This is a genomic window from Dermabacter sp. Marseille-Q3180, assembly GCF_940792985.1.
Taxonomy (GTDB): Bacteria; Actinomycetota; Actinomycetes; order Actinomycetales; family Dermabacteraceae; genus Dermabacter; species Dermabacter vaginalis.
Window position 1 is genome coordinate 35,810 of record NZ_CALNWU010000002.1, and the last position, 15,100, is coordinate 50,909.

General features: G+C 63.4%; 16 protein-coding genes. 6 read left to right on the forward strand and 10 right to left on the reverse strand.

Going from position 1 to position 15,100, the window contains the following annotated elements; all coding sequences use genetic code 11:
• Position 1: 1 nt before the first annotated feature.
• The gene (locus tag NBW56_RS06820; RefSeq protein ID WP_250258569.1) at positions 2-886 is read right to left on the reverse strand and encodes a hypothetical protein; all 885 of its coding nucleotides are present in this window, start codon (positions 884-886) and stop codon (positions 2-4) included.
• A gap of 72 nt (positions 887-958) precedes the next feature.
• Positions 959-1,540, reverse strand: a complete 582-nt coding sequence (locus NBW56_RS06825; protein WP_065247640.1) for a GNAT family N-acetyltransferase — start codon at positions 1,538-1,540, stop codon at positions 959-961.
• A gap of 91 nt (positions 1,541-1,631) precedes the next feature.
• Here NBW56_RS06825 and NBW56_RS06830 point away from each other — a divergent pair, with 91 nt between their 5' ends.
• The 4 genes from NBW56_RS06830 (at position 1,632) to NBW56_RS06845 (ending at position 4,621) form a co-directional block, all read left to right on the forward strand.
• Complete coding sequence (locus NBW56_RS06830) at positions 1,632-2,255, forward strand: 5-formyltetrahydrofolate cyclo-ligase (protein WP_250258570.1); 624 nt, start codon at positions 1,632-1,634, stop codon at positions 2,253-2,255.
• A 99-nt stretch (positions 2,256-2,354) separates the two neighbouring features.
• A complete protein-coding gene (locus NBW56_RS06835) occupies positions 2,355-3,032 on the forward strand; it encodes an SAF domain-containing protein (RefSeq protein ID WP_250258571.1) in 678 nt (225 codons plus the stop codon).
• 70 nt (positions 3,033-3,102) lie between these two features.
• Complete coding sequence (gene mscL, locus NBW56_RS06840; protein WP_250258572.1) at positions 3,103-3,501, forward strand: large conductance mechanosensitive channel protein MscL; 399 nt, start codon at positions 3,103-3,105, stop codon at positions 3,499-3,501.
• A gap of 217 nt (positions 3,502-3,718) precedes the next feature.
• Positions 3,719-4,621 (forward strand): iron-sulfur binding domain-containing protein, encoded by a 903-nt coding sequence (locus NBW56_RS06845; RefSeq protein WP_250258573.1) that lies wholly within the window; start codon positions 3,719-3,721, stop codon positions 4,619-4,621.
• A gap of 36 nt (positions 4,622-4,657) precedes the next feature.
• Here NBW56_RS06845 and NBW56_RS06850 read toward each other — a convergent pair whose 3' ends face one another.
• Together NBW56_RS06850 and NBW56_RS06855 are read right to left on the reverse strand one after the other, a co-directional pair.
• Positions 4,658-5,281, reverse strand: a complete 624-nt coding sequence (locus NBW56_RS06850; RefSeq protein WP_250258574.1) for a DedA family protein — start codon at positions 5,279-5,281, stop codon at positions 4,658-4,660.
• A gap of 21 nt (positions 5,282-5,302) precedes the next feature.
• Complete coding sequence (locus NBW56_RS06855; RefSeq protein WP_250258575.1) at positions 5,303-7,813, reverse strand: ATP-dependent Clp protease ATP-binding subunit; 2,511 nt, start codon at positions 7,811-7,813, stop codon at positions 5,303-5,305.
• A gap of 175 nt (positions 7,814-7,988) precedes the next feature.
• On the opposite strand from NBW56_RS06855, the gene mqo reads away from it, so the two are divergent.
• Together mqo and NBW56_RS06865 are read left to right on the forward strand one after the other, a co-directional pair.
• Positions 7,989-9,479 (forward strand): malate dehydrogenase (quinone), encoded by a 1,491-nt coding sequence (gene mqo / locus NBW56_RS06860; protein ID WP_250258576.1) that lies wholly within the window; start codon positions 7,989-7,991, stop codon positions 9,477-9,479.
• A 10-nt stretch (positions 9,480-9,489) separates the two neighbouring features.
• A complete protein-coding gene (locus tag NBW56_RS06865; protein ID WP_250258577.1) occupies positions 9,490-10,404 on the forward strand; it encodes an aldose 1-epimerase family protein in 915 nt (304 codons plus the stop codon).
• Positions 10,405-10,471: 67 nt separating this feature from the next.
• On the opposite strand, the gene NBW56_RS06870 is transcribed toward NBW56_RS06865, so the two are convergent.
• The 6 genes from NBW56_RS06870 to NBW56_RS06895 all read right to left on the reverse strand — a co-directional run bounded on the left by NBW56_RS06870 (position 10,472) and on the right by NBW56_RS06895 (position 15,088).
• The gene (locus NBW56_RS06870; RefSeq protein ID WP_065247632.1) at positions 10,472-10,798 is read right to left on the reverse strand and encodes a histone-like nucleoid-structuring protein Lsr2; all 327 of its coding nucleotides are present in this window, start codon (positions 10,796-10,798) and stop codon (positions 10,472-10,474) included.
• 131 nt (positions 10,799-10,929) lie between these two features.
• Positions 10,930-11,163 (reverse strand): hypothetical protein, encoded by a 234-nt coding sequence (locus tag NBW56_RS06875; protein ID WP_250258578.1) that lies wholly within the window; start codon positions 11,161-11,163, stop codon positions 10,930-10,932.
• A complete protein-coding gene (panC, locus tag NBW56_RS06880; protein ID WP_250258579.1) occupies positions 11,150-12,022 on the reverse strand; it encodes a pantoate--beta-alanine ligase in 873 nt (290 codons plus the stop codon). Before panC ends, NBW56_RS06875 begins: the two co-directional genes overlap by 14 nt.
• Entirely contained in the window at positions 12,019-12,912 is an 894-nt protein-coding gene (locus tag NBW56_RS06885) for a Rossmann-like and DUF2520 domain-containing protein (protein ID WP_284346103.1), read from the reverse strand. The genes panC and NBW56_RS06885 overlap by 4 nt, the downstream gene beginning before the upstream one ends.
• Positions 12,909-14,531, reverse strand: coding sequence for a PH domain-containing protein (locus NBW56_RS06890; protein ID WP_250258580.1), 1,623 nt, complete (start codon positions 14,529-14,531; stop codon positions 12,909-12,911). Before NBW56_RS06890 ends, NBW56_RS06885 begins: the two co-directional genes overlap by 4 nt.
• Complete coding sequence (locus NBW56_RS06895; RefSeq protein WP_250258581.1) at positions 14,528-15,088, reverse strand: PH domain-containing protein; 561 nt, start codon at positions 15,086-15,088, stop codon at positions 14,528-14,530. The genes NBW56_RS06890 and NBW56_RS06895 overlap by 4 nt, the downstream gene beginning before the upstream one ends.
• Positions 15,089-15,100 lie beyond the last annotated feature (12 nt).

Genomic DNA, 15,100 nt, shown 5'->3' on the forward strand with positions numbered 1-15,100 from the left:
ATCAGGCGCGGCGGCGGCGCATGACGTCGTCGACGGTGAGACCCGAGCCGATGACCTGAGCATTGGACGCGACATACGTGCCCTGTTCGGCTTCGGCTTCGCGTTCTTCGACGTCTGCGGCTTCGAGGCTGTTTCCGGTCGAGAGTGCGCCGTAACGGAAGCTCACGCGGGAGGCGAAACGCTCATCGGCAAGCGCCTTGCCTCGACCCGCTTCGCGCGCCTCGAGCACCTGGCGAAGGAACGCTTCGTGACGCTCGGCAGGGCTCATCTCGCTCGGGCGCGAGATTTCGGTTTCCGACGCCTGCTCAGCGACGGCGTCGCTCAGTTCGGCAGCACCTTCTTCTTCGGCTTCGGGGGCGCCCTCAGTAGGCGCGCCGGCATCGCTTTCGTCTTCGGGGCGTCTCACTGAGCGTGCACGCATCGAACGGGTTGCACGGACGAGCGCGAGGTAGAGCCCGAGCACACTCACCGCTCCAAGCGGGAACCAGATTTCCGTGAGGGAAAGCGAGGTCGTGACAACGCTCGCGAGGGTAGCGACGACAAGAATGACAAGAATCGCCGTAAGCGCAATGTTGAGACCCGGACCGGGTGCGCGATCCTCGACGAGGTCGGTGCGTTCCTCCACACCGAAGCGCGGTCGCGAGGTCGGGTCCGCGGGGCGGAGAAGGCTGCGGTTCTCAGGCATGTCGGTCACCTCGTGCGAGATCGAAGAATAGGTGCGGCAGGCGTCTGTGACGTCCCTGGCGCTCTCGGAGTGACGCTGCTGCGCGACTCGTTCCGCCTCCCCCAGCGTATACCGCCGATCAGCGGTCTTGGGGACGGCGTACAGTAGCCACACGCCCACGAGGAGGGCGATCAGCACCGCACCGAGATTAAAGCTGTTCACCCCTCGATCGTAGGGACTTTATGCCGGGCCAGGGCGCACATTCGACCGCGTGTCGCGGCCATGGGGCGCACCTCACCGCACGGGCGAAACTCGGTCGCGAAGAAGGCCTCTCGCGGGGACCTCCTCTCGGGTCAGCGCGAATACTCGATGGTCGCGCCACGCGCCCGAAACGTAGATGCAGCGCTCGCGTATCCCCTCTTCCCGAAGCCTCAACTTCTGGACCACCCTGAGCGACGCGGTATTGGAGGGGCGCACGAGAATCTCCACGCGGTGGAGCCCCTCCCCGATGAGCACCTCTTCGAGCGCGAGAGCGAGGGCTCGAGGGGCTATTCCACGCCCCGCCCATTCCGGGGCCACCCAGTACCCCACCTGTGCACTCGAAAGCGAACCGAACACGATCGGGGAAAAACCAATGTGCCCCACGAGTGCGCGATTGTGAAAGATTCCCAGGGAAGACCATGCGATCTCGCGTCCTTGGCGCCTGAGCGCTCTAAACTGCGCCTCAAACGGAGGGTAGCCGCCGTCTCCCCACGCGGGATCTCGCGCTTCCCAGCGTTCAAGCCACTCGGCGCTGCTCTCGCGCACACGGACGTAGGCCTTGCGATCACGGCGCACGAATGGGCGCAGGGTGAGCGGGGCATCGCGGAGTCTCATGACGGGAAGCCTAGCGCTAGCACACGCGAGAGCCGGCTTTCGACGTTCGAAAGCTGTGTTCCGAACTGCGCCGCTGTGGCACGATATTTCTATGAATAAGACCTCCACGCCCGCAACGAAGCGCGCACTTCGCCGCGAGATTCTCCGCGCTCGGCGCGAGACCTACGTCGCTGAAGCCGCGCGAGAAAGCGCCGCACGCATCCGATCCCACCTCGAGCAAAGCATTGACCCGTGGATTGAGGCCGCGGGGCGTCCCTTCGTGATCGCTGGCTACAGTCCGGTGCCCGCCGAAGCAAGCGCCCTCACGTGGCTCCGCCGTCAGGCGCGCAATGGCCATACCGTGATCCTTCCTACCTTCGAGGGGGAGCTTCTCGGCTGGCGCGCGTGGGACGGCGAGGAAGTCCTCGCCCCTTCCGGGGGCGCAAAATTCGGCTCCGAGCCCTCGGGGGAATCCTTCGGGACCGAAGGGCTTGCCCGTGCCGACCTCATCATCACGCCCGCGGTTGCGGTCGACCGTTCAGGCACTCGCCTCGGGCACGGCAAGGGGTATTATGATCGCGCCCTCGCCCACGCCCGTCCCGGTACGCGAGTCCTCACCCTGATCCACGAGACCGAGCTCCTTGATTTCGACGCGCTCCCCCGCGAGCCCCATGACGTGCCGATCCCCGAGGTCCTTACCGAGTCGGGTCTCGTTTCTCTGAATACTCGCTCGTAGTAGCGCCCGCGCTACGGGGCATGCTCCACAGCCGCGCGCCTTCCCCACAGACGCCTCGAGCCGGGAGGCGAGGGGAGATTCTCGCCTAGCGTGGGGCTCATGGGAGAGGAATCATCGCTCGCGCGGGCTCAGCGCGCACTTGCCACAGCAGGCCCGCACCTACGCCGTGCCGTACGCAAAAACAGAGGGCTCGTCACCCTCGTCGTTCTCGCCGCGCTCATGAGTGTCAGTGCACCGCCACTTGCCGCGCACATTCTGCCCGGAGTTGCGGTCGTCGTTGCCGCGCGTGACCTTTCACCGGGAGACACGATCCAGGAGCAGGATCTCACGACAACGATGGTGCGCCCCGACCTCGTTCCCGAAGGAGCGGTGCGAAGCGCGCGAGAGATTGCTGGTGAAAGCGCTGCGGGCTCGATCAGCAAAGGTGCGCTCGTGCTCCGCGAACATCTGCGCGAAAAAGAATCGGCGCTTGCCGCGCATCGAGCACTCGTGTCGATCCCGATTGCGAGCGGAGGGATCGTGGATGCGGCAGAGCCAGGCACACAGCTCCGCATTATCTGTAAGCCACCAGGGAGTTCCGAAGGTTTCGCCGACAACACACCCCTCACCGACGTTCGTGCCGTCTTGCGCGCGCCTCTTGCAGGCGCACCGGGCGAAGCTTCGCCTCTCGCAGCCCCGAGCAGCCCCATGGCCACAGTCGAAATCGATCGGGTGCAAGTTTCCACTATTGCTCATTGCACACTGAACGATCCCCCTTTTATCGCCGTGGTCGGTTAGTTTGACTTTCGCGGGATTATTTCGGCGATGACCGAACCTGCTCCGAATACCCTTATCGAAAGGAACGGCCGTGAACGGCTTCAAAGAATTCATCATGAAGGGCAACGTTCTCGACCTCGCGGTCGGCGTTGTCATCGGCGGTGCATTCACCGCCCTCATCAACGCTTTCGTCAAGCACCTCATCCAGCCCGTCATCGCCGTTTTCGGCGGCACAAACGTTGATGGCTTCGCCTACCGCATCATCGCCGATAACCCGGCGACCACCCTCGACTTTGGTGCGATCATCTCCGCTGTCATCTCCTTCCTCATCACCGCGGCAGTCGTGTACTTCGTCTTCGTGCTGCCTGTCAACAAGGCGCGTGACCTCGACAAGAAGCGCCGCGGGATCACCGAAGAGGTCACGGAACTCACCGATATCGACCTTCTCACCGAGATCCGCGACCTCCTCAAGAGTCAAAACGCCAAGTAGGCCTCCACTCGCCACCTGCGAGTCAACTCACGGACCCCGAGGGAAGCGAAACCGCGCGGTTTCGCCCCTCGGGGTTTTTGCCTCCAAGCGCACGGGGTACTCCGTACGCTCATGCGCCTCTCGATCTCGCAGAAGGATCCACCCGCGAAAATTCGATCGGTAGGCCCGGGCAGCAGCCGTCGCCAAAACTCGGGGAACCTCGATAACATGGAGCGCTATGCCTTCATGCCCCGACCTCTACTCACCCCTCGCCGCGTGGTTTGCGACCCACCGCCGAGCCCTCCCCTGGCGAGAAGAGGGGACGAGTGCATGGGGCGTTCTCGTCAGCGAAATCATGAGCCAGCAAACCCCCGTCGCTCGCGTCGCCGAGCCATGGCGAACGTGGATGAAACGCTGGCCTACGCCACAGGCCCTCGCGCGCGCTGACTCGGCCGAAGTTCTGCGTGCGTGGGGTTCCCTCGGCTACCCGCGCCGAGCTCTAAGGCTCCACGAGTGCGCGCGCACGGTTGAGCGCGAGCACGGCGGCGAGCTTCCGGTGGGCGTCGAAGCCCTCGCAGCCCTCCCCGGAATCGGCGACTATACGGCCGCGGCGGTCGCGAGCTTCGCGCAGGGGCAACGCGCATGCGTTCTCGATACCAACATCAGGCGTGTACTCACGCGCGTGCTCGACGCGAAGGCTTCGGTTCCCGCGCACGTGACCAAGCTCGACCGCGCCCGACTAGAGGCACTCGTGCCCGAGGATGCCGAAAGCGCGCGCATCTGGAACGAAGGTGTCATGGAACTCGGCGCGCTCGTGTGCCGCGCCCGAAATCCCAAGTGCGAGGCATGCCCGCTTGCGGAGCACTGTGCGTGGCTCAAGGCCGGTCGCCCCGGTCTTGGAGAGCGAACAACGCGCCCGCAGGGCTACGAGGGAACGGACCGCCAAATCCGAGGCAGAATCCTCAAAACTCTGCGTGAGGGTGGGGCGGCAACCGTCGGAACTCTCGAAAACGCGAGCGGAACCGACTCGGAGCGCTTCGTGCGGCTTCTCACCGACCTTCTCGCGGAGGGGTTAATTTCGCGTACCGCAAGCGGCGAGATCGCGCTCGGCGCGGGAACTCATAAGGAAGAACACGTCTAGGCGCGATAGTCGGCACGCGATTGCGCGGCCAGTCGACTAGGCGCTCTTTGAGGCCTGCCCCGCCTTGAACGCGTGGAACCTGCGCACGAGGCGCTCGACGAGGAGCGAGACCGCGAACGCCAACACGAGGGCGGCGAGGATTCCGAGAAGAGGATGCGTCTCGAACCACTGACCGGCGAGCGCCCCCACGAGACACGAATACACCGCCCACAGGAAGGTCGCGAGGATGATCTTCGGTGTGAAAAGAGAAAGCGGATACCTCACCCCACCGGCCACGAGGTTGACGGCCGTGCGCCCGAGCGGAATGAAACGCGCCGTCATGAGATACGTGAAGGCGTGCTTCTCTAGGCCGCGTTCAGCGGCCGCAACCGCTCGATGACCGCGATGCCCCTCGTGGAAAAACCGCAGTTTCCTCCACGGGAGCATGCGACCGATGTGATAGGTCACGTGATCACCGATCGCCGCCCCACCCCACCCGGAGAGGACGAGAAAAAGTAGCGAAGGCCTTTTCGAGGTCGCCCACAGTGATCCCAGCGCCACGAGGAGGGATTCGCTCGGAACCGTAGGGAAAAAAGCGTCCACGCAGGAGAAGGCGGCAACCACAAGGTGGACCCACCACGCTCCTCCAGCGTGGACGACTATGTCTTCGACAATCTGCATGATCGGGCTTACGCCACGGTCTTATCCGGCGATGTCCTCCACGGAAATATCTTCGGAAATCTGCTCGAGCGAGCCGTCCTCGTTCTTCGTCGCAAACGTGAAGACCCCGAGCGGACCCTCACCCTCGGCACCGATCACGATCTCGTCGCCGTCCTTCACCTGGCCGAACAGGATCTTCTCGCTGAGCGAATCCTCGATATCCCGCTGAATTGCGCGGCGAAGCGGACGAGCGCCGAGAACCGGGTCGTAGCCCTTCTCCGCGAGGAGCGTGCGAGCCTCGGGCGTGAGCGTGACCGACATGCCACGCTCCGCGAGGCGCACGTCGAGGCGGCCCACCATGAGATCGACGATCTGTTTGATTTCTTCGCGCGAGAGCTGCGGGAAGACCACGATGTCGTCAACACGGTTGAGGAACTCGGGACGGAAGTGCTGCTTGAGTTCCTCGTTAACCTTCGCCTTCATGCGCTCGTAGCTCGTCGAGAGGTCGCCGCCAGCCTGGAAGCCGATCGAGACGCCCTTAGCGATGTCACGCGTTCCAAGGTTGGTCGTCATGATGATGACCGTGTTCTTGAAATCCACGACGCGGCCCTGCGAGTCGGTGAGACGCCCGTCCTCGAGGATCTGCAGGAGCGAATTGAAGATATCGACGTGAGCCTTCTCGATCTCGTCGAACAACACAACGGAGAACGGCTTGCGGCGTACCTTCTCGGTGAGCTGGCCGCCCTCGTCGTAGCCCACGTAACCGGGGGGCGAACCAAACAGGCGCGAAGCCGTGTGCTTTTCACCGAACTCCGACATGTCGAGCGTAATGAGTGCGTCTTCGTCGCCGAAGAGGAACTCCGCGAGCGCCTTGGCGAGCTCGGTTTTCCCAACGCCCGTGGGGCCCGCGAAGATGAACGAGCCGCCGGGGCGCTTCGGATCCTTGAGACCCGCGCGAGTCCTGCGGATCGACTGCGAGAGCGCCTTGATCGCTTCGTTTTGGCCCACGACGCGCTTGTGGAGCTCGTTTTCCATGTTGAGCAGGCGCGTAGATTCGGCCTCGTTGAGCTTCACGATCGGGATGCCGGTTGCGGCCGCGAGAACCTCGGCGATCACGTCGTCGTTCACAATGCTGATCGCGTCGGACTCACCGTTACGCCACGCATCTTCCTTGGCCTTGCGCTCGGCCGTGAGCTTCTGCTCATCATCGCGGAGGCTCGCGGCTTTCTCGAAGTCCTGCGCATCGATCGCGGACTCCTTCGCACGCTTCGCCTCTTCGATCTTCTGGTCGTATTCCTTCAGTTCGGGCGGAGCCGAGAGTCGGCGAATACGTAGGCGCGCACCGGCCTCGTCGATCAGGTCGATCGCCTTGTCCGGCAGGAAACGATCATTCACGTAGCGAGCCGCGAGCTGCGCTGCAGCATCGAGCGCGTCGTCCGTAATGGTGACCTTGTGGAAGGATTCGTAGCGATCGCGAAGGCCGCGAAGGATGTCGACCGTCTCTTCAACGCTCGGCTCTTCGACATGGATCGGCTGAAAACGACGCTCAAGAGCGGCGTCCTTCTCGATGTGCTTGCGGTACTCCTCGAGTGTGGTCGCGCCGATGGTCTGAAGCTCGCCGCGCGCAAGCATCGGCTTGAGGATATTTGCCGCGTCGATCGCGCCCTCGGCCGCGCCGGCACCCACGAGCGTGTGGATCTCATCGATGAACAGCACGATATCGCCGCGGGTCTTGATTTCCTTGAGCACCTTCTTCAGGCGTTCCTCGAAGTCACCGCGGTAGCGCGAGCCGGCCACGAGCGAACCGAGATCAAGCGTGTATAGCTGCTTGTCCTTAAGCGTCTCGGGCACGTCACCAGCCACGATCGACTGCGCGAGACCCTCCACAACCGCGCTCTTACCAACGCCCGGCTCACCGATCAGCACGGGGTTATTCTTCGTGCGGCGGCTCAGCACCTGCATGACGCGTTCGGCCTCGCGCTCACGGCCAATGACCGGGTCGAGTTCCTTGTCACGCGCCGCCTGCGTGAGGTTACGGCCAAACTGGTCGAGCACGAGGGAGCCCGACGGAGTCCCCTCCTGGTTGCCGCCACCGGCGTTCACCGTTTCCTTGCCCTGGTAACCCGAGAGCCTCTCGATGACTTCCTGACGCACGGCAGCCGGCTGGGCGCCCATGCGCGTGAGAACCTTGACTGCTACACCATCGCCCTCGCGCAACAGCCCAAGGAGGATGTGCTCCGTGCCGATGTAGCCGTGACCGAGCTGGAGGGCCTCGCGAAGGCTCAGCTCGAGCACCTTTTTTGCACGTGGCGTAAACGGGATGTGCCCCGTGGGGGCCTGCGTGCCCTCCGTGATGATTTCGCGCACCTGCTCGCGCACGCCCTCGAGCGTGATGCCGAGCGATTCGAGAGCCTTCGCTCCCACACCTTCACCCTCGTGGATGAGGCCCAGGAGGATGTGCTCGGTGCCGATGTAGTTGTGGTTGAGAAGGCGCGCCTCATCCTGCGCGAGCACGATGACTCGGCGGGCGCGATCGGTAAACCTCTCGAACATGAATCTCCCTTGGTTTTTCGGCGTTGCTTACGAGCCTACTGCGTGCCTCCACTCGGTGCGCCGTTGTTCGCCAGCGGCGTGAAAGGCCCGCGCCTGTGCGCCTAGGATTGAATGGAACGCCAGCGCTGCCCAGCACAGCGACCGCTTCCACCGAACCGAAGGAGCACCCCCGCACATGCGAGTATCCGCGCACTCGTCTCGCGCAACCTCGGCACTCACGGTCGAGCAGGCCGACGCCGTTCTCATCGGTGCGGGCATCGCCTCGGCGACCCTTGCGATGCTCCTTCGTGAACTCGAACCGACGTGGCACATCGTCGTTCTCGAACGGCTCGAGGGCCCCGCTCTCGAATCCTCGCATGCCTGGAACAATGCCGGCACCGGCCACAGCGCACTGTGCGAACTCAACTACACGCCCATGGATGCCCACGGGCGCGTCTCGATCGACAAAGCACTCGAGATCAACAAGAAATTCCAGCTCTCGCGTGCATGGTGGGCGCACCTCGTCGAAAACGGCACGCTCGAACACCCTGAGCGCTTCATCCGCACCGTTGCACACATGAGCCTCGTCCACGGTGAAGAGAACCGGCGGTTCCTCAAAGCGCGCTTCGCTGCTCTTCACCCGCACCCCCTGTTTTCCTCACTTGAGTACACGGAGGATCCCTCCCGCCTTGCCGAGTGGGCTCCCCTCGTGATGGAGGGCCGAACCGCGCACACACCGCTTTCGGCAACCCGCTCACTCGCGGGCACCGACGTGGACTTTGGCGCCCTCACGCGTGCGCTCCTCGAGGCCGCGACGAAAGCGGGCACCAGCGTATACTTCGGCTCCAACGTCGTGGATCTGCGCCGCATGGGCAAGGACTGGGGCGTTATGGCCCACACTCACAACTCAACGCACGTTGTTCGCGCGCCATTCGTCTTCGTCGGAGCGGGCGGTGCTGCACTCCCCCTCCTTCAACGCACTGGAATCAGCGAGATCCGCGGCTACGGCGGGTTCCCCATCTCCGGGCAGTGGCTTCGCTGCACGAATCCTGAACTCGCCGCGCGGCACGACGCAAAGGTGTACGGGAAGGCTGCCGTCGGATCGCCCCCGATGAGCGTGCCCCACCTCGATACCCGAATCATCAATGGCACACGCGAACTCATGTTCGGCCCGTACGCGGGATGGAGCCCGAAATTCCTCAAATCGGGTTCCGTGACAGATCTCTTCCGCTCGATCCGCGCCTCGAACGCTCTTCCCATGGCGTCCGTTGCACCCGGCAACCTCGACCTGATCGCCTATCTCGCCTCGCAACTCACGCAGAGTTTTGACGATCGCCTCGCGGCACTTGCCGAGTACCTGCCGGGCGCGAAGGCTGAGGATTGGGAACTGCTCGAGGCCGGCCGGCGGGTGCAGGTCATCGCACCGCTCTCGCGCACGCGCGGCACCCTCCAATTCGGGACCGAGCTACTCACCTCAGCCGACGGAAGCATGAGCGGGCTCCTCGGTGCGTCGCCGGGTGCCTCAACGGCCACCTCGATCATGCTCGACCTGCTTTCGCGTGCCTTCCCTGCGAAGGCATCTGAGTGGGAGCCACGTCTTCGCGCCATATTCTCTACCGAAGGTGACGCCCGAGAGCACCTCGCACGCACAAGTCGCATTCTTGGACTTACGGAACCACCACGATGAAAGGGCACTCATGAGCACCTCGCACTCCTTATTCAGAGGAGAGATCATTACCCTCACGAATGGCGCGTCAAGCGCCGAACTTACGAGCGTGGGCGCAGCGCTCAATCGGTTCTGCATCGGCGGGCGCGACTTCGTTGTACCGAGCGCCGTCGATGACGTCCAATTCGGCTATCGCGGTGGGATCATTGCCCCATGGCCAAATCGCATTGGCAACGGTACCTATACATACGACGGGGTGGAATACGAGCTGCCGCTCAACGAGCACGAAAGACGCAACGCGCTTCACGGCCTCGTATCGTGGAGCGATTTCTCGGTAGAAAACCGTACGGAAAACACGGTGGATTTCTTTCACCACCTTATTCCCGTACCCGGCTACCCCTTCCCGCTTAGCATTCGCGTGCGCTACACGCTTCACGAAAGCGCAATCACCACCGAGGTCACCGCGACCAACCTCGGCGAAACCCGCGCCCCCTACGGCGTATGCCCCCATCCCTACGTTGTGCCCGGCGCGGAGCACATGAATGAATGGGAAACGCTCGTGCCGGCCTCCCACGTGCTCGAAGTCGACGAACGCCTCCTGCCAGTTGCGCTCTCACCCGTCGAGAACCACCCGGAACTCCACCTCGATGGCGCACCCATCGGTGATCGGTTCATCGATCACGCCTACACGGGATTCTCCGAGGGGCGAATCACGGTGCGCAGTGCGAGCGGTGAAGTATGGATCGAATTCGACCCGGAGGCCCTCCCGTGGGCACAGATCCACACGGCCGATCACCCGGATCCCTCGAAGAATCGCGCAGGGCTCGCTGTCGAACCTATGACGTGCCCGCCCGATGCTTTCCGCACCGGCGAAAACCTCGTGCACCTCGCCCCGGGCGCCTCACACACCGTCTCGTGGACGATCAGCGGCAAAGCTCTGAACTAAGTCCTCACGAACAACAAAAGCGCCGCGGGGGCCTTTCCCCTCGCGGCGCTTTTATGCGTCAGTGCTCTCAGCCTTCGTGAGCGGCGTAGTACGCCTCGCGAACATCCGCAGCGATGCGGCCGCGATCCGAGACGTTGTAGTTGTTCTCGAGCGCCCACTTGCGGATCTTCGCGGTCTCCTTCGCGCTGCTCGGCGTGCGCGAGCTGCGACGGGCGCGGCCGCCAACGCGACGGGCGGCGACGATCCATTTGGTCATGTCTGCGTGGAGTTCGTCGACATGCGCGTTCGAAAGGTCGATCTCGTAATCAACGCCCTCGAGGGAGAACGAAACGGTGAGATCCGCCTTCGAACCATCGAGATCGTCGACGAGTTCGGTGAAAGTCTTAGTTGCCATCGAGGCCATCCTCATGAAGTTTTAGAACGGTGGTCGACCGATTCAGCGGCGAAGCGCGTCAACGGTTAAAAGCAGGATAATCGCCCACCACAATAGTGGCAACCATTTTAGCGCGATAACAAAGCGCTCTTTTATTTCGACGTCGTTGCGTCTTTACGTTTTTCCGCGCCCGCGGTTTGCCTCGTTCTTACAAAGCGCGCTGCCTCGGGATGCGCGGCAATGTACTCGCGTTCGGCTTCCCTTTCCGCCTCACGCTGATGCTTATCGGCGCGCAAAATCGAGCGCAGGACGAACCAGAAAAGGAGCCCAATCCCGATCGATGGCAGGAGCGCTCCCAGCTCGAATGCCCAATCAATGTTTCCCACTGCGCGCCTCCTTCGATGGTTGCTGCTCCTTTGCAGGGGCAAGGTTCACGAGCGCATTGTCGATCAGACGCACACCCTCGACCCTCGCGGCGAGCACGACGAGAGCCTCCCCCACGAAAGCCTGGTCAATCTCTTCGAAAGTCGCCGGGTTGACCGCGAGCCGATAATCCCACGTCACTCGCGAAGAATCCTCGTGCGTGCGAAGAAGCGCGAGAAGCTCGGCCGCCGTCGGGCAGTCAAGCGCCTTTGAGAGAAGCCCCGAGAGGGCGAGGGCATCCGCCCTTGCCTGCTCGCTCAAATAGCTATTGCGCGAGCTGCGTGCGAGACCCGATTCTTCGCGCACGATCGGCACACCCACAATTTCAAGGCCAAGGTTAAAATCGTGGACGAGGCGCCGAATAATCGCGAGCTGCTGCGCGTCCTTTTGGCCAAAGATCGCGACATGCGGCTGGGCAAGAAGGAAAAGCTTGAGGACGACGGTCGCCACGCCATTGAAGTGGCCGGGGCGAATCTCGCCCTCGAGGATGCGCCCAATCGGCCCCACTTCAACCTGGAACGGCTCCGGGTACGGGTACATGTCGCTCGCCTCGGGGGCAAACATCGCATCGGCAAGTGTGTCGACGAGTTCGAGGTCGGCGTCGAGCGTACGCGGATAGCGCTCGTAGTCCTCGCCGGGGCCGAACTGAAGAGGGTTCACGAAGTTCGACACGATGACGTGATCGGCATGCGAACGAGCCTCACGGATGAGAGACAAGTGTCCCTCGTGGAGCGCGCCCATCGTGGGCACAAGTGCAACACTCCCCTTAAGAGAGGCGCGGTAGGCCTGCAATTCCTTAACGGTGGGGATGAGCGTAGTCATGAATCCTGCCTCGGTTTTCTCTCGCTTGATAGCAGTAACTCTAACGCCGCCCGCTCACGCTCACCGATAGGTGCGATGTCGAGTGCGGCACGCGCGAGTGCCCGGTACGTGGGCAGAACGCGCTCGAGGTCAAGCTCTTCGAGGGCTTCGAGATGATTTCCGACGGTTCCCGCATCACCGCGCTGCACCGGTCCCGTAAGCGCACCGGGCCCAAGCCTGAGCGACTCCTCGAGACTCGCGTTGAGAAGCGGACGCACGAGAGCGGGTGGATCCTCGACCCCGATCGCGTCGAGGATCTGAAGCACTTGGCTCACGAGCACAACGAGATGGTTCGAGCCGTGGGCGAGCGCGGCGTGGTAGGCCGTGCGATCGCCCTCCGCAATATCGATGCTCACGCCGTCGAGCTCGAGCACGAGAGCCTTCGCAATGGGCGCGAACATGGGACGCGCAGTGACGGCCCACGGGCAGCCCACGAGCCTTGCAAGATCGAGCGAAGTTCCCGTGAAGGTCATGGCCGGGTGGAGCGCAAGGGTGATCGCGCCAGTGTCTTCGAGCGGACGCAGTACCTCAATCCCATATCGGCCGGAGGTGTGCGCGATGATCTGTGCACCGGGCACGATACCCCGCTGCGCGAGACTCGCCGCGAGCGGCGCAAGCTCGTCATCAGGGACAGCGAGAACCACGAGTTCACTGCGCTCGACAACCTCTTCGGGACTAAGGATGGGGGCGCCGGGCAGAAGAACATCGGCGCGCTCTCGGGAAGCGTCGGACCTGGCCGCCACCCCCGTGACCTGGTGCCCCGCTGCGCGCAGTGCGTTCCCGAGCACCGCACCCACGCGCCCCGCGGAAATGATGCCCACGCCCATGCGCGCAGGCTCCGCAGGGCTCACGCCGTTCCGCCCAACAATCTCGGTTGAAGCCAGCTTGCACGCTCGCTGAATCGGCGCGACGTTCCTGCGTCCTCGCCGAGGGTTGCACACAGAGCTGCCGCGTCAGCGACGGGAATGTCCGAGATATGGAAGGCGCCACCGGCATACGTGATCGCGAGGTCTGCCGTGCCGATCCGCCGGGAGATCGGCCCCTGGGAGAGTTCAACCCCCTGGATGCGCTCGCGCGGGATCACGGTGACGGTTCGCGTAAGCCAACCGTGACGTGCAAGAAGCGCGTGGCGCGTAAGCGCGTACACGTGGGTGCGACGGCTGATCGGGTTGGACCAGTGGAAGGGGCGCGCGCCAGGCAGTTGCGCTTGCGGCGCCGTGAGAAAACCCTGAAGTAGGGCCGTGTCGCTCGCACCCAGCACCGCGGGGCTCGGCGCCTGAGCCCCGTCGTGCATCGCGGGGTGGACGATGAGGTCGCCGGTCGGTGGCATGAGGTGCGAGAGCGTCGCTTCGAGTTCGGCGGCGGTTCCCACGGGAAGAATACGACCGGTGCCTTCCGTCACGGATTCAAGCACATCCATGCCCGCGGTTTTCGCGCTCACGTCGTACCACCCGCGTGAACGCCACAGGAGCGGCTGAGAAATCTCCATCTCTTGAAGCTTCGAGGCTGTGAGGTTATCGCTGCGCGAGTTCAAGAGTCCTCGCCGTGCGCGCAGACCCGTCGCGGTCGCGCGCGAGATGAAGCCCCAACCGGAGTCGACGCGAGAGAACATCATTCGAGGAGCCGCAAGCAGCGCGGGAACGAGCGCCGCGAGCGACGCGAAAGAAAGCGTGAACTCACCGTCGGCGAAGGAGGCGATGAGCCAGATCGCCGTCATGACGATCGAAAACGCGAGCCAGAACATGAGCGAAATATCAAGCACGAGCGAGTGCAGGATGCGCGAGGTCGGGATTCGCGCGAGCAGTTCGCCGGTGGAATCCGAGTCATAGGCAATGGACTCGGCGCGCTCCACGATGCTCGGCGAACCGTCGCCTCCCTCGCTCGGCGCCGCGCTCTCGGGAGCCTCGGGCGCGGTCTCAGCGGGTGCGGGGTTCGCCACTACGTTGCCATGACTCGGCACATCCCCGCGGGCGAGTTCGAGGACCGTCGAGTGGATTTCTTCGGCCTTCGCCCTGCCAAGGTACTGGAGGTCCACGTGGGACTCGCCCGCGCCCGCGAGCTCGATCCGCACTTTGGAGAGCCCCACGAGCCGCGCCATGAAAGGCCGTTCAACAGAGACGGAGTCGATGCGCTGGCGTGGGGCAATTCTACGTTTCGTGCTCAAGAATTTTTCACGCACGAAAACGCCGTCTTCCGTCACCGCATACGTCGTGATCCACCACGGGAGCCCACCGGCAAGAATCGCCACGAGGATAATGCCAAGGGCGCCGAGACCGAACAGCCACAGATTGTCGGTGTTCACGACTCCGTGCTTGACCAAGTCCTCGATCATGTCGATGTTTTGGAACCCGACGATCGCCACGATTGCCGCGATCGCTTTCCACCCCATGACGAGCGGCGTAAGAGGATGGAACCTCGAGTATGCGGACTCCGGTGGGTCATTGGCGAGGTCAGGCGACTGTTCGGTCATAGCGCCGCCATCTTTTCACTCGCCTCGCGAGTCACGAGGTCGCGAATACGCTCGGCCTCCTTGCGCTCGAGGCCCGGAATCGAGACGTCCGAGATCGAGCCTCCCGCGGTTTTCAGCGTGATGGTCGAAAGCCCGTACGCGCGCTCGATGGGGCCTTCGTCGATATTGATGTCCTGGATGCGGCCGTAGGGAACGATCGTGACCGAGCGGAACATAATGCCGCTGCGAAACACGATGTCGTTGTCGCGTGTGAGGTAGCCAAGAGCGCGTGCGCGGCGGGGGGTGAACACGATCGACTGGGCCACGAGGAGGTACACGGGGATGGTGCACAGGTGCACCCACCACGGCCACGCAAACACGGCCGTGACAATGTGGAGCGCGATGCACGGCGCAATCATGAGCACCCACCAGGCAAGATTGCCGAGAAAGCGCGCCTTCACGAGCTTCGGCGACACGCGTGCCGTACGTGGATCGGTCGCGGAAAAAGGCTCGTCGAGCATCGTGCGCTCGATGTCGGCCGGCTCGAGGGTCGGCATCGGAACTACTGAGTTACTCATGAGAATCTTTCT

Excerpts from the sequence above, each read along its gene's own strand:
- NBW56_RS06835 (WP_250258571.1), top strand. The coding sequence starts at position 2,355 with ATGGGAGAGGAATCATCGCTCGCGCGGGCTCAGCGCGCACTTGCCACA.
- NBW56_RS06890 (WP_250258580.1), bottom strand. The coding sequence starts at position 14,531 with ATGACCGAACAGTCGCCTGACCTCGCCAATGACCCACCGGAGTCCGCA.
- NBW56_RS06830 (WP_250258570.1), top strand. The coding sequence starts at position 1,632 with ATGAATAAGACCTCCACGCCCGCAACGAAGCGCGCACTTCGCCGCGAG.
- mqo (WP_250258576.1), top strand. The coding sequence starts at position 7,989 with ATGCGAGTATCCGCGCACTCGTCTCGCGCAACCTCGGCACTCACGGTC.
- NBW56_RS06845 (WP_250258573.1), top strand. The coding sequence starts at position 3,719 with ATGCCTTCATGCCCCGACCTCTACTCACCCCTCGCCGCGTGGTTTGCG.
- NBW56_RS06855 (WP_250258575.1), bottom strand. The coding sequence starts at position 7,813 with ATGTTCGAGAGGTTTACCGATCGCGCCCGCCGAGTCATCGTGCTCGCG.
- NBW56_RS06895 (WP_250258581.1), bottom strand. The coding sequence starts at position 15,088 with ATGAGTAACTCAGTAGTTCCGATGCCGACCCTCGAGCCGGCCGACATC.
- NBW56_RS06825 (WP_065247640.1), bottom strand. The coding sequence starts at position 1,540 with ATGAGACTCCGCGATGCCCCGCTCACCCTGCGCCCATTCGTGCGCCGT.
- NBW56_RS06850 (WP_250258574.1), bottom strand. The coding sequence starts at position 5,281 with ATGCAGATTGTCGAAGACATAGTCGTCCACGCTGGAGGAGCGTGGTGG.
- NBW56_RS06870 (WP_065247632.1), bottom strand. The coding sequence starts at position 10,798 with ATGGCAACTAAGACTTTCACCGAACTCGTCGACGATCTCGATGGTTCG.
- panC (WP_250258579.1), bottom strand. The coding sequence starts at position 12,022 with ATGACTACGCTCATCCCCACCGTTAAGGAATTGCAGGCCTACCGCGCC.
- NBW56_RS06865 (WP_250258577.1), top strand. The coding sequence starts at position 9,490 with ATGAGCACCTCGCACTCCTTATTCAGAGGAGAGATCATTACCCTCACG.